This window comes from Clostridium sp. Marseille-Q5894, from assembly GCF_946902305.1.
Taxonomy (GTDB): domain Bacteria; phylum Bacillota_I; class Bacilli_A; order Erysipelotrichales; family Coprobacillaceae; genus Thomasclavelia.
On record NZ_CAMPPT010000002.1, the window covers coordinates 206,714 to 221,512 of the forward strand.

At 29.4% G+C, this 14,799-nt stretch carries 12 protein-coding genes and 2 pseudogenes; 8 read left to right on the forward strand and 6 right to left on the reverse strand.

Annotated features, from left to right (window positions below; translation table 11 throughout):
• Window positions 1–54 precede the first annotated feature (54 nt).
• Window positions 55–585, reverse strand: coding sequence for a DUF6431 domain-containing protein (locus tag OC535_RS03680; RefSeq protein WP_222704623.1), 531 nt, complete (start codon window positions 583–585; stop codon window positions 55–57).
• Window positions 586–859: 274 nt separating this feature from the next.
• Between OC535_RS03680 and tnpC the strand changes: the two genes are divergently transcribed.
• The 5 genes and pseudogenes from tnpC to ant(6) all read left to right on the forward strand — a co-directional run bounded on the left by tnpC (window position 860) and on the right by ant(6) (window position 6,166).
• Complete coding sequence (tnpC, locus tag OC535_RS03685) at window positions 860–1,951, forward strand: IS66 family transposase (protein ID WP_498823191.1); 1,092 nt, start codon at window positions 860–862, stop codon at window positions 1,949–1,951.
• Between the two features lie 183 nt (window positions 1,952–2,134).
• Window positions 2,135–2,478, forward strand: a pseudogene (locus tag OC535_RS03690) (VOC family protein).
• A gap of 16 nt (window positions 2,479–2,494) precedes the next feature.
• The gene (locus tag OC535_RS03695) at window positions 2,495–3,022 is read left to right on the forward strand and encodes a PadR family transcriptional regulator (RefSeq protein WP_498823192.1); all 528 of its coding nucleotides are present in this window, start codon (window positions 2,495–2,497) and stop codon (window positions 3,020–3,022) included.
• A gap of 49 nt (window positions 3,023–3,071) precedes the next feature.
• Window positions 3,072–4,994: a tetracycline resistance ribosomal protection protein Tet(44) gene (tet(44), locus tag OC535_RS03700; protein WP_198604521.1), complete on the forward strand. Its 1,923-nt coding sequence runs from the start codon at window positions 3,072–3,074 to the stop codon at window positions 4,992–4,994.
• A gap of 320 nt (window positions 4,995–5,314) precedes the next feature.
• A complete protein-coding gene (ant(6), locus tag OC535_RS03705; RefSeq protein ID WP_024388621.1) occupies window positions 5,315–6,166 on the forward strand; it encodes an aminoglycoside 6-adenylyltransferase in 852 nt (283 codons plus the stop codon).
• A gap of 210 nt (window positions 6,167–6,376) precedes the next feature.
• On the opposite strand, the pseudogene OC535_RS03710 reads toward ant(6), so the two are convergent.
• From OC535_RS03710 to OC535_RS03725, 4 genes and pseudogenes are all read right to left on the reverse strand, one after another.
• Window positions 6,377–6,766: pseudogene (locus tag OC535_RS03710) on the reverse strand (transposase); the annotation flags it as partial.
• An 892-nt stretch (window positions 6,767–7,658) separates the two neighbouring features.
• On the reverse strand, window positions 7,659–7,958 hold the full coding sequence (locus OC535_RS03715) for a tyrosine-type recombinase/integrase (RefSeq protein ID WP_498823377.1): 300 nt from the start codon (window positions 7,956–7,958) through the stop codon (window positions 7,659–7,661).
• 461 nt (window positions 7,959–8,419) lie between these two features.
• Window positions 8,420–8,734, reverse strand: coding sequence for a YolD-like family protein (locus OC535_RS03720; protein WP_498823193.1), 315 nt, complete (start codon window positions 8,732–8,734; stop codon window positions 8,420–8,422).
• Entirely contained in the window at window positions 8,727–9,980 is a 1,254-nt protein-coding gene (locus tag OC535_RS03725) for a Y-family DNA polymerase (RefSeq protein ID WP_498823194.1), read from the reverse strand. Before OC535_RS03725 ends, OC535_RS03720 begins: the two co-directional genes overlap by 8 nt.
• A 140-nt stretch (window positions 9,981–10,120) precedes the next feature.
• On the opposite strand from OC535_RS03725, the gene OC535_RS03730 reads away from it, so the two are divergent.
• Both OC535_RS03730 and OC535_RS03735 read left to right on the forward strand, forming a co-directional pair.
• A complete protein-coding gene (locus tag OC535_RS03730) occupies window positions 10,121–10,711 on the forward strand; it encodes a LexA family protein (RefSeq protein WP_498823195.1) in 591 nt (196 codons plus the stop codon).
• Window positions 10,712–10,797: 86 nt separating this feature from the next.
• Window positions 10,798–11,022, forward strand: a complete 225-nt coding sequence (locus OC535_RS03735) for a hypothetical protein (RefSeq protein ID WP_498823196.1) — start codon at window positions 10,798–10,800, stop codon at window positions 11,020–11,022.
• Window positions 11,023–11,098: 76 nt separating this feature from the next.
• On the opposite strand, the gene OC535_RS03740 is transcribed toward OC535_RS03735, so the two are convergent.
• A complete protein-coding gene (locus tag OC535_RS03740) occupies window positions 11,099–11,356 on the reverse strand; it encodes a hypothetical protein (protein ID WP_498823197.1) in 258 nt (85 codons plus the stop codon).
• A 369-nt stretch (window positions 11,357–11,725) separates the two neighbouring features.
• On the opposite strand from OC535_RS03740, the gene OC535_RS03745 reads away from it, so the two are divergent.
• Window positions 11,726–14,797: a type I restriction endonuclease subunit R gene (locus OC535_RS03745; RefSeq protein WP_498823198.1), complete on the forward strand. Its 3,072-nt coding sequence runs from the start codon at window positions 11,726–11,728 to the stop codon at window positions 14,795–14,797.
• Window positions 14,798–14,799: the final 2 nt, after the last annotated feature.

Sequence of the window (14,799 nt, forward strand, 5' to 3'; positions counted from 1 at the left end):
AACCATATAACAGAGTGGAGGCATATTCAAAGGAAGGGGTATGGGAAAAAGAAATCATGTAAAAATGATCATATTTTTAGTTGAAATATGCTGCATAAACATAACATGATATTCTGAAAAATAATTTATTATGAAATCAAAACATTCAAAGTCACACCTACCAAAAAAAGCCAAAAAAGAAGTGAGACGTTCTTTGTGAAATTTAATATAAAAGGCAATAATTTTTTTGACCAGTTCTCTAGAAAAACCAGTTATTTTAGAAATAACAGAAGCAGAATCACTGACATTGCGATAGGACTGGATTATTTTTATTATACAGGGATTGGACAAAATCCGGTAAGGAATGATAATACTGGGCAAAAGAGCATGAGTACAGTTACAGCTTTCGCATTTGATTCTAACGATAGAAATTAAAATAGTATTGTCAGAATCAAGAGTTAAATAACGGGGATAGACAGCATGTCTGTGAAAATGACCAGTAGAACCGCATGTACATTTGATTTTAGTAAGAGCAAGAGATGAAATATCAAGGTCATATGAATCTTGAGAATAATTGTTGAAATTGAAGGTTTGAAATGTTATCATAATCTTGTACAAAACATACGTTTTGTTTTTTGGGAAAAGAAAGGCAGGAAGGCGAACCGATGACCCTTTCTTTTTTCGTATGTTTAACTCCTTTATATAATAATAAAACAGTTAGAATAACTTGCATATAATTTTATCAAATTATTCTAACTGTTTTGTTGCATTTATTAATTTTAATTGACTGGATGGTATTGTTTTTATTTTATATAATGTGCTAATCAACATTCAGTATGTCTACAGTGCAGATTATGATGAAGAAATAGAAACAACTCCAATGTATAAGGGTGATGTGCCAGCATCTGTTATTCCAAAGAGCTTTGCATCACCATCACTGCTTGCATCTATTCTGGATAAAAAGTTCAATCTGTCATTGCCGCTATACAGACAGGAAAAGGCACTTGAAAGAGTTGGAATCACGCTGTCAAGACAGACAATGTCCAACTGGATCATAAAGCTCTATGATCTTTATTTTCAGACATTTGTTGACTATATGCATAAGGAACTTCTCAAATGCAGCTATATCAATGCAGATGAAACAACCCTGGAAGTACTGGAACTTAAAAAAAGTGAAGGAAGACAGGACAGCTACGTATGGGTTTATAAAACAGGAAGAAGCGAAGAAAAGCAAATGGTTCTCTATCAGTTTGAAAATGACAGAAAACATGAAAGAGCGAGCAACTTCTTAGAAGGATATCAGGGAATTATACAAAGTGATGGCTATAAGGCATATTCAAATGTGGAAGATGTAAAAAACATGGGATGCTTTGCACATCTTAGAAGGAAGTTTGTAGAAGTCATGGATGTAGCACCAAAAGGAACAGAAATAAAAGAAACAGAAACATATAAAATGTACCAGATGCTTAACAAACTGTTCCACCTGGAAAAGGTATATGATAAAAAATACAGAAATGATTTTGATCGTATAACTGAGGAAAGAAAAAAGAATTCATTGCCAGTTCTTGATGAGTTCTATCAAAAAGTCAAAGCTGTCTATCCTCATTCAGTTGAGAAAACACATTTGCATACTGCTTTGACCTATGCCATCAACAATGAAAAATATTTAAGATATTACATAGAAGATGGACGTGTTGAAATTTCTAACAACTCAGCGGAAAGATGTTGTAAAGTCTTTGCCATAGGAAGAAAGAACTTTCTATTCAGTAACAGTATCAATGGAGCGAAGGCAAGTGGTGCGGCATACAGCATTATTGAAAGTGCAAAAATGAACAAGTTAAAACCTAATGACTACATAGAATACATACTTACAAAAATGGCAGGAAATAAATTAACAGAAAACATGCTGGAAGAAATCATGCCATGGTCAAAGAAATTACCAAAAACATTATATAGGGACAAAAAGGCATAGCGATATGTCCTTTTTGAGCATCAATTAAAAAACAGAATGATCCTATCTGGTTGGTTTTCATCCAGTACTTTTTATGCTCGTTATTTGACGCTTACATTATTTTTTTATTATTTATTGACATTTAATTATAACTACTATAAAATATAGTAGTATAGTTTGTAGTAGAAAGAAGGGCTTAAATATATGAAAAATTATGACAACTATTTTCTTCCTGTAGATAATATGGAAGAAGCAAAAAGATATTATGAGGAAATATTGGGGTTAAAAAGAAATTTGATTTCTCTAATAAGGGAATGGTTGCTTATAATATTGGAAATGAAGAACCTGCAATAATTTTAAAAGACAAAAATAAATTTGAGAATTTAAAGCCTACAATATGGTTTGAAGTAGAAGATGTTGCAATCTTCTATAAAGAAATGTTGAACAATGGTATAAAGTTTTTGAGTGAGCCTTTTAAAATTGGAACTGGTAATGCAGTCGAGTTTGAAGATCCATTTGGAAATAGACTTGGCGTTACAGAATATTAAGTAAGGAGTAGAGATTATGTCAAATATAGATTTAGTATTATTAGGACTTATTAAACAAAAATCACAAAGTGCTTATGATATTAAAAAAAATATAGAATATCGTAATATACCAAGATGGGTAAAAATTAGTGAACAGTCTATTTATAAGAAAGTATTACAATTAGAATCAAAAGAATATATTGTTAGCCATAAAGAGAAAGAGAGAAATATGCCAGATAAAGCAGTATATACTATTACTGACAAAGGTAATGATTATTTTAATAAACTTATGAATGATATTTCAAATTCTGATGTTAGTCTATATTTGGATTTTAATGTTATTATCACGAATTTAGATTTAGTAGATGATGAACAAAAAAAGATTCTTGTTTCTAATATAAAATCAAAGATATTAGAATTAAAAGAATTACTAAATGAAAGACAATCTCATAGACAACATATTCCTAATGTTGGAAAACAAATGTTTAAACAACAATTAGCATTAGTAGAAACATTAGAAAAGTGGATAATTGATTTTGAGAATAGTTTAAAAGAACAAAATTAGTAAATATTGATTTTAAGTTAAAAGATAAATTTGTAGGGAGGGAAATTCCATGAAAATAATCAACATTGGTATTCTTGCTCATGTAGATGCAGGAAAGACAACTTTAACGGAAAGTCTGCTTTATACAAGTGGAGCGATTTTAGAATTAGGCAGTGTAGATAAGGGAACAACAAGGACAGATACTATGTTTTTAGAACGTCAGCGTGGAATCACAATTCAGGCAGCAGTTACTTCTTTTAATTGGAATGACTACAAAATCAATATTGTAGATACTCCTGGACATACAGATTTTATAACAGAAGTGTATCGTTCCTTATCTGTTCTTGATGGAGCTATTTTAGTAATTTCTGCTAAAGATGGTGTACAAGCACAAACCCGAATACTATTCCATGCACTTCAAAAAATGAATATACCAACAATTATTTTTATAAATAAAATAGATCAGTATGGAATTAACTTAAATAATATTTATCAAAATATCAAAGAAAAACTTTCAAATGATATTATTGTTATGCAAAATGTAACATTAACTCCAGAAATATCAATTAAAAATATCATTGATTTAGATGATTGGGATCCTGTAATTTCCAAAAATGATAAACTTTTAGAAAAATATATTGTAGGAGAAAAATTGACTATACAAGAATTAACGTATGAAGAATCTAGGTGTGTTAAAAAAGGTTCGTTGTTTCCTATATACCATGGAAGTGCTAGAAATAATATAGGGACTCAACAACTCATCGAAGCTATTTCAAATCTTTTTTGTTCTGAAATGAATGAGAATGATTCAGAACTATGTGGAAGAGTTTTTAAAATTGAATATACAGACCATAAGCAAAGATTAGTTTATTTGCGTCTTTACAGTGGAACATTACACTTACGAGATACAATTATATTGCCATCGAAAAAGAAAGTGAAACTTACAGAAATATATATTCCTTCAAATGGGGAAATGATACAGACAAAAATAGTTTGTTCTGGAGATATTTTTATTATACCTAACAATACATTAAGATTGAACGATATTATAGGAAATGAAAAGATTTTGCCATGCAATGTATGGAATGACAAGACTGTACCAATACTACGAACAAGAATTGAACCGATAAAAATAGAAGAGAGAGAAAAATTATTGGATGCTCTTACAGAAATTGCAGATACTGATCCTCTTTTACGTTATTATGTTGATACGATAACACATGAAATCGTCATTTCTTTTTTAGGAACAGTGCAGTTAGAAGTTATCTGTTCTCTGTTGATTGAAAAATATCACATAAACATAAGAATCGAAGATCCAACCGTAATTTATTTGGAAAAGCCATTACAAAAGGCAGATTATACTATTCATATTGAAGTACCACCAAATCCATTTTGGGCATCAATTGGATTATCAATAACTCCACTTCCAATTGGCAGTGGAATACAGTACGAAAGCAAAGTTTCACTCGGTTATTTAAATCAAAGTTTCCAAAATGCAGTAAGAGAAGGTATTAATTATGGACTGGAGCAAGGTTTGTATGGCTGGGAAGTAACAGATTGTAAAATATGTTTTGAATATGGTGTTTATTATAGCCCTGTTAGTACTCCCTCGGATTTTCGTTTTCTTGCCCCAATTGTACTTGAACAAACATTGAAAAAAGCGGGAACGCAATTATTAGAGCCATATCTTTCGTTTATACTTTTTACACCACAGGGATACCTTTCTCGTGCATATAATGATGCACAAAAACATTGTGCAATAATTGAAACAAGTCAATCAAAAAATGATGAAGTTATTTTTACAGGACATATTCCTGCACGTTGTATTAATGAATATCGTAATACTTTAACTCTATATACAAATGGGCAAGCAGTTTTTTTGACAGAATTAAAAGATTATCAAATTGCTACTTGTGAACCAGTTATTCAATCACGCAGACCAAATAATCGAATAGATAAAGTACGCCATATGTTTAATAAAAAAGAAAATTAAGTTACTATTCGCTAAATTACAATTTGTTAAGTAGTTGATGATATGGATAAGTATTTAGAAATCAAAAAGATTTTTGTACTGTTTAGATGTGATTATGATAGAGAAAGGATGCTAATACAATTTGGTCTGTAAGCTATGATATTAAAAATAATAGCATTTATAGGATTGATGGAAATCCAAAAAGGAAAAAATATAAAATAGATACAAGGTTAAATTTAAAGAATAATTTTATGTTTAAGGTAAATCTAAGGCAATAGAAAATTTACTTTTTTCTGTTATAATATAAGTAATAATAATTTTAAAAGTGAGTTGATATGAAAATGAGAACAGAGAAACAAATATATGATACTATACTTAATTTTGCTAAAGCAGATGATAGAATTAGGGTGGTTACTTTAGAAGGTTCAAGAACAAATATTAATATTATACCAGATGATTTTCAAGATTATGATATTACTTTTTTTGTCACAGACATGCAGAGTTTTATTAATAGTGATGAGTGGCTTAATGTTTTTGGAGAGAGACTTATTATGCAAAAACCCGAGGATATGGAATTGTTTCCAAAAGAAGAAAAAGGGTATTCATATCTTATGTTATTTTGGGACGGAGTTAAAATAGATTTGACATTATTGCCATTAGAAGTTTTAGATGAATATTTTACTTGGGATAAATTAGTAAAATTATTATTAGATAAGGATAATCGTGTTACTAATATACCAGTACCTACAGATGAAGATTATTATATAGAACATCCGACAGCACGTTCTTTTGATGATTGCTGTAATGAATTTTGGAATACTGTAACATATGTAGTGAAAGGATTATGTCGAAAGGAAATTTTATTTGCAATCGACCATTTAAATAATATTGTGCGTATGGAATTACTGCGAATGATTTCATGGAAGGTTGGAATAGAGCAAGGTTATAGTTTTAGTCTAGGAAAAAACTATAAATTTTTAGAACGATATATTTCACCTGAATTATGGAAGAAAATTCTTGCTACATATAATATGGGGTCATATACAGAAATGTGGAAATCTTTAGAATTATGTATGGGAATTTTTAGAATGGTATCAAAAGAAGTGGCACAATGTTTAAATTATTTATATCCAGATTATGATAAAAATATTAGTAATTATGTTATAAGACAAAAAGAAAAATATCAAAGATAAAACATTTCTAACATTTGATGATAAAATAATTGGATATCAAAATTATAAAGAGGGCAACAAATTACAATTTATAGGGTAAAGATAATAGGAGCCGAAAGGCTCTTATTTTTGTGCCTTTAAATCCTATTCACTTACAAAACTTTTCTTATTATATATGTTAAATTGTATTCACTCTAAAAAGTTTGTTGTATTAAGAATGGTGTCGTGATAGATGTCTCTTTGAGACATTCCTCTTGCATACATCGCCAGTACTTTTCCTTCAATAGCTGATACATCTTTTTTTCTTTTAGGAACCAGTATTGGCTCAAATGATCCATCTCTATCTCTAGGTGATTCTATTTCAATTTCACCTTGGGATGTTTTAAGAGTTTTCTTTGTATAACCGTTTCTTCTGTTTTTTGTTTTTTTAGCACCCTTATAATTAGATTCATATCCAAGATGATTATTCATTTCACCTTGTAGCATTGATTCAAATAAAGGTCCAAATAAATCTTTGAGAGCGTCATTCATGTCTTCAACCGATTCAGGGTTGTAAGCTTCAAGAATGGCTTGCGCAAGTGCGACTTTCTTAGGGTCACGTTTAATTCTAGCCATATCCATATCCTTCTTTCCTCCTAATTATATCATAGATATAATAAAAACTGTGTTTGTCAGGCCGCGCGCTCCTGACTTACACAGTTAATTTTACACTCTCTAATGTTTAGGTTGTTTTTATATTAACATTACTAGTGTCTTTACACCAAATCTTTTTACACTACATTCCTTCATACCTGTTTCTTGAGCAAATTCTCTGATTGTCATTATTTCTTTTTTCATTTTTAATTCTTCCTTTCCTTTATATTCAAATTATATTGAGTTATTAATCTCTTTTCCAATCTACAAATCTTGAATATTGTACCTTAGTTTATTTCTCAGCTGATCAAATGATTGCCTTTTTGCAGTCCCTTATTGCACTTATGCTTACTCCTTCAAGTCTTGTAACTTTTAGTCCAACTTTATGGGTTCACTACTTAATTGCATGAATTGATTTTTTCGACAAATAGAGTAGAGGGAAAATAAGACTATTTTCACCCCTCTCTTTGCATCGTACGTACGGGTCTCGTATACGGCGCTACATCTATATGTTAATACAACTATCCTAGATAATATTTAAGGGGATTGACCAATCCAGGTCTTTCTCCTTTTCTTATGGCTAGTATATCGGCATTCAATAGAAAATTAACTACATTGCCATTTGCTCGTTTATGCCAACCTAATCTAGTACTTGCTACTGAATAGATTTGCTCATCACTAAAGTGGTATGGCAATTTCTTATTTAACTTTTGTAAGTTCTTATATATACACAACGGTTTCTTCCACTGTAAGCGCCAAATTATGTTTATATCAACATAATTTGACTTATGTTTAGAAAATAATTATGTTAAGAAACTATAGAGAAGTCCTCGTTTTTTATAAGGACTTCTCATTTTTTTACTTCATTTTCTTAACATAATTATTTAACCATTCTTTCAAATCTTTTTTTCGTTTTCGTATATACCGAATCAATTCCCAATTCTTTATTTCCACTCATAATTTGTTCTCCAATTTTAATATTGTCAGGTGTTGCATAAATTTCTGTTGTAGTTACTGATGAATGCCCCAGAAACTCTTTTATTGATAATAATGGTACTCCATTATTATATAAATGAGTCGCCTTGGCGTGGCGAAATGAATGCGGATGATACTTTCCCTTAAATTTATCTGGATATTTGACTTTTAAATTTAATACTATTCTATTGATTGAATATTTCAGTCCACTGCACGCACTATATTAATCAGATGACGACTGTGTCACAATCTAAGTGACGGCATCATGTTAATTATTTTGACGACATTATATTCTCCTAAAAAAGGAAGTTTGCCTTTCTAACAATCTTCCTGCTTTATGCTATCTGTTTTTATTCAGTTTCTCTTATTCCCATTGATTATGATCCTTTAATATGGATGAGATATGAATTAGCTATTACTCTATCTAATGTTGCATCTGCAATGGCTCCACTTCCTAAATTTTGATGCCTTCCTTGAGATAATATGTGTTGTACATATATTTTATAAATATATTATGTTAAGAAAATGAAGTAAAAAAAATGAGAAGACCTTATAAAAAAGAGGACTTCTCTATAGTTTCTTAACATAATTATTTTCTAAACATAAGACAAATTATGTTGATATGAACATAATTTGACGCTTACGTTGATTTTTATGTTGATTTATTTATGGAAAAGAAATATTTATTATGGTCGTTAAATGTATTTTTGTTTTAACGATTTGTATTATTTTGGTATCTAAATTGATTTTAGATACAACACCTTCAAATTTTATATAATGACCTTTGTCATAGTATATAATTTGAATAATCATGCCTACCTTGACTTGATGTATTTTGTAGTCAAGTTCTGTTAAGTCATCTTCGGATAGTATTTTTTTAGGAACAACGATTCGCTCTTGTTCCTTTAATATTTCTCTAAATCCTTTGAGTGCATCAAATGACTGAAATATTTGTGCTCGTTGTGCTCTTGTTCTAGGCATTATGACCACCTACCAATCCATTACGTTTTCTTTGTGTTGCTTTATCACACAAATTCATTCCTTTGAGAACAGCATTTTTCCCATATTTATTTTTTATAGAAACTAGTGCTTCTTGTACATGTTTTTCTTTTTCTATATCTTCATAATCAGCAAATAGATCTAATTGTTCATAACATTCATTAACAACATTACCGAAAGAAATAGCTATTTGTCTAATAGGATAGTCAGGATTAATAATACGTTTATATAGATTAATAAATTCTTGCAATAAAATTTTATATGAATTTGTTGTGTTTGTGATTTTACAGCTACCTCTCGATGGTTTGATTATATTTTTTGAATAGCCGATATATAAAGCTATATGATTAGTTACAAGGTGTTTTTCTGTTAAAGATAATACATTACTTTCTACCATTTCTTTCATCACCAGAAAGGCATCTTTATAGTTATAATCTTCAAATAAGATTTGTGAATTGGAAATTGAATTAGAAGATGGCTTATATGCTTTGATGTCTTTAATTTCAGTAGGTTCTCTACCCCAGGAATGATCAATTAAGTATTCAGCATTCACACCAAACATTTTATAAAGTTTTTGTTCAGGGAAATGTGCTACACCATATAGATCGTCAATGCCAAATTGAGCTAATCTTCTTGCGGTTCCTGGACCAATCATCCATATATCAGTAATTGGCTTGTGATGCCATATCAACTGTTTAAATAAATCTTCATCAAGATATCCCATATTATCTGGTGTATGTTTTGCGGTAATATCTAATGCAACTTTTGTAAGAAACAGATTTGTACCAATTCCTACAGTTGCGGTAATGCCAGTCTCATTATAGATATCATCTAAGATGGTTTTAGCAAGTTCTTTTGCTGTCATATTGTATAATTTTAAATATGAAGTTATATCAATAAATGATTCATCAATAGAATAGACATGAATATCTTCACTAGAAATATATTTTAAAAAGATTTTATATATTTTAGCCGAATATTGCATGTAAAGTTTCATTCTTGGTGGTGCTATAATGTACTGTATATCCTTAGGTATTTCGTATATACGACCTCTGCTAGGTATACCTAGTTGTTTAATAGCTGGAGATGCAGCTAAAGTGATTGCTCCTCCACCACGAGTAGGATCAGCAACAACCAAATTAATTTGAAAAGGATCAAGTCCTCTTTCAACACATTCTACACTTGCATAAAAAGATTTTAAATCGATACATAAGTAAATTTTATTCATTAAAAATCAGCTCCTTGTGACTTTTAATTATATTTCTTTTATCAGTGACTTCAATATGGATTTGGGACTTTATGATTATAAAAGACGAAAATACTTGTTAGATTTGGGACTTTGTTTTATATTTAAAATAGGTGATGAAAATGAAGTTAAGACAGATATTAATACAATATGAAGTAGAACATAATTTATCTCATGATGATATGATAGACTTAATAGGAATAGCAAGATCTACATATTTTCGTTGGCTAAGTGGTGAAAGTGAAAAACCAAAAAAAGGGACTTTAGAAAAAGTGTCTAAAAGTTTAGGAATTGATGTAGAAGCTATGATGAATGAGGATACGACATTTAAACCAATTATTGGTAATGTCAAGGCAGGTTATGATTTATGGGCTGACCAAAATATTGAAAGTTATATTGAAGTGGGTGTTAAAGATGCACGATTAGGTGACTACTTTTTACGTGTTATTGGTGACTCTATGATAAATGATAATATTTATGAAGGTGATCTTGTTTATGTTCAACAAACGTCTTCTGTGCCATCTGGAAAGATAGGGATTGTTATGATAGGGGAAGAAGTCACTATTAAAAGAGTATACTATAAAAATGATTATTTAATATTAGAAGCTGCAAATCCTAATTATGAAACAAGGTTTTTCAGTCAAAAGGAAGTAGAAATGCTACCAGTTAGAATTATTGGGTTAGCTAGATTTGTAAGAAGAGATTTGATATAAATTATTATAATAATGAACAATTTGTTCTTTTTTGATACATTTTCCTGTTACTATGCTATTTTCTAACTATAGAAAGGAAAAGTATCATGAATAAAAAGAATATTAATGAAAATAAAGAACTCATCAAAACAAGTATTAATAAACAGCTTGAGTCTATTGCTGAAACTTTGCAAATGATATATTTTGATAAAGACTGTCCAAAACATATTTCTAGTATTTTGTATAATCAAATAGGAAACATTGTTTTATGCAATCAACAAATTAATGATTTATTAGATTATATTGATGAATCAACCACTAAGGTTAATTAATAGTAAAGTGATGTATTATTAGCAAAAATTTTGAAGTTAAGAAATAAAATGACTATCGTGGTGATAGTCATTTTATTTAAGTGTTTTTATTAGATTTCCAATGATTTTGTATTTCTTTTAATTCATCTAAATTAATTCGTAAAATATGATCTTTCATACTTTTTATGAAATCATCTCTAGAACGTATACTGTTAAAGTATTGTGCTGAACCTTGTATATGGTTTTTATCTAAAACTTCTATTAGCATTTTTGAGTATTCAACACGATATACTTTAGTTGGATAATTATTATGATCCTTGTTAGAAATGTCTTTAAAATATAATGTTGTTTCCATTTTTAAATATTCACCTCATAGATATAAATTATATATCGGATTGATAAATAATATAAGTCTTGACTTTTATGATTATTACTTATATTAATATAATATTTTTATATTTACTTTATTTTACAAATGAATGTCAAATAATAATATAATTATAGATGCAGGTAAGTGAGAAGTTATAGTGCAATTGTTAGATGTAGAATATAAAAGAATAATACAAATTAAATGGATTTTTAAATTCCTGTAATATTATTCTATTTAAAAAGATGATAAAATTAGAGAGACAATGTTGTTTTGAGTATAAATGATGATTATATATGGAAATGATGGAAAATTTATTAATTAAATTCGAAAAGAATCAATAGAGAGGTAGACAAGATGAGTGAGTATAAAAGTAAATCAGAATTAGATTTTGAAAGAGAAGTTATTGACTATTTGACAAATATAGGTGGTGTCAAACAATGGGAATATTTGGAAAAAATAAAAACAACCGAACAATTATGGGATAACTTTAAGTCAATTTTAGAACAGAATAATAGAGCTCGTTTAAAAGAACCATTGACAGTTACAGAATTTAATCAAGTCAAAAAAATAATATCAGATATTGATACTCCTTATCATGCTGGACAATTTTTATATGGAGTTAACGGAGTTTCAGAGATTGAATTAGATTTGGATAATGGTCAACATGTGTATTTGACAGTATTTGATCAAGCTCAAGTAGGTGGAGGAAATACTGTATATCAAATTGTTAATCAAATTGAAAGACCAAAAATTGTTGATGGTAAACCAAATAGAAGATTTGATATAACATTGTTGATAAATGGTTTACCAATTATTCAAATCGAATTAAAAAAAGCAATGCATTCTACAAATGAATCTTTAAATCAAATGGAACAATATATAGCTGAAAAACAATATTCTGGTATTTTTTCAACATTACAGATATTAATAGGTATGACACCATATGATATTAGATATATGGCTAATACAACATTAAAAAATTTTAATAAAGCTTTTGCATTTAATTGGCAAAATGAAGAAGATGCAAAACCTGTAAGATCTTGGAAAACATTTGCTGATAAAGTGTTATCTATTCCAATGGCACATGATTTAGCTACAAGATATATGGTTTTAGATGGTACAAAAAATAAAGAAAGTATAAAAGTAATGAGACCATACCAAGTTTATGCCACAAAACGTGTGCTTGACAAGGTTAGAAAACATGATTTTAGTTGTGATGATGGAAAATTAGGATATATATGGCATACTACAGGAAGTGGTAAAACAATTACAAGTTTTAAAACTGCATGGCTTGCTAGTAGGCTGCCAAATGTGGATAAAGTTATATTTTTAGTTGATCGAATTGCTTTAACCAATCAAACAGCTGATGCTTATAAAGCATATGATCCTGTCGCTGGATTTGAGGGTAAAACAGGAGTTATAAGTGATACGGCTAATATTTCTGATCTACATAGAAAACTAACTGTAAAAAGCGATAAAAATATTATTGTAACGAGCATTCAAAAAATGTCACGTTATGTTTCAAAACAGAATTTTAAGCCTTTAAAAGATAATATTCTCTTTATTGTTGATGAGGCACATAGATCTACAGGAGATGGAAGTGAAGACCAAGGTATGCTGGAATCAATAAGAAAAGCTATCCCAAATTCAGCCTGGATTGGTTATACAGGAACTCCTAGATTTCCTGAAACTAGAGAAATCTTTGGTGATTTATTACATGCATATACGATAAAAGAAGCAATAGCGGATAAAAATGTGTTAGGATTTAATGTTGAGTTTAAAGAAACAATCAAAGCACCAGAAAATCCAACAGAAGATGACATAGATGATAATATTAAAGGCAGCATTTATGATACAAGCAGTGAACATGTAGAATTAGTTGTTAAAGATATATTTGATAACTGGAAGAGTCGTTCAAACAATAGAAAATACAATGCTATACTAACTGTACATGTGGGCGGTAATAAAGTTTCTACACCAAGAGCAATGGAATATTTTGATGAATTTCAAAGAGTAAATGAAACAAAATCAGAAGATGAAAGACTAAAGGTTGCTATTAGTTTTTCAACAGATACATCAAATGGCAATAATCAATTACAAACCAATAATAATCTACATAGAGCAATAAAGGAATACAATAGAATGTTTGGAACAACATTTGATATGACATCAGTAAAACAATATACAGAAGATTTAGCGAGAAGATTGAATAAGACAGCAGATGATAGGAAATATCTAGACTTGGTTATTGTTATTGATCAGTTACTTACTGGATTTGATGCACCTGAATTAAATACATTGTATGTAGATAGAACTTTAAAGGGTGGGAATTTAATACAAGCTTACTCACGAACAAATAGAATGCATAATTTGGTAGATAAACCATGGGGAAATGTAATCAATTATAGATGGCCAGTTCAAAATGAATACGAGATGAATAAAGCGTTTTATCTTTATTCCAATAGGGAATCAGCTAATGAGCAACAAGAATTGGATTTACCAGGAATGGAAGGAGATAACAAGAAAGCTGGTATTATTTCTAGACCGTTTTCTGAAGTTCTTCATGAACTGAAACAAGTTGTTAGTCTTTTAGCTGAACTCACTGAGGATTTCGTCAGAGTTCCACAAAGCGAAACGAAACAAGATGAAGTATTTGAAAATTTAAAAAAATATAATCATTTACTAAGTCAATTAAAACAATATACTGAGGATGAAGAAGGCAATGCAATCTCAGCTTATGACGATCCTTCAGGATTTTACGAAAAAATAGGTCTTACAGAAGATCAAGAAGTAATTCTTACAACAGTTATTTCAGATGAAATCAAAGCTAATCGAGCAAGACGTGATAACATAGATATTTCTCAAGTAAATCTAGAAATGGTGCATATTCATGATGTGACAATTAACTATGATTATTTAACAGAACTTATTGCTCAAATGGCAGATGAAATTCATGAAAATGAAATGGAAAAAGCAAATCAAACAAAAGATGAAATACATAATGAATTAGCTAAATCAGATAATGAAAAAGAAAAAATAAAAATACAAAACTTTGTTAATCGTATATACAATAAAGAGTTTGTATTTAATCAATATCCAGCTCCTAGAAATGTGGAGTTAATGAATAAGGCTATGGATTCATCACAAAAAGAATCAAACTTAAAGCTAGTAACTGATTTTGTGCGAAAATGGGGATTAGATAATACTATTAGACCAAATGAATTAGTGGTATTAATTAATAAGCATCATTATGGTAAGGACGATTTAGATAATCAAAATGAAATAACAGATATTATGATAAAATCAAAAGATGACTATAAAGAAATAGCAGCAGATGAAGTAAAGACTTTATCATGGATTAAATATCGTAAAGAATTTAGAAAGGCAGTTTATGTCCTTGCAGATGAAATTAAAAAGATTGATTAATG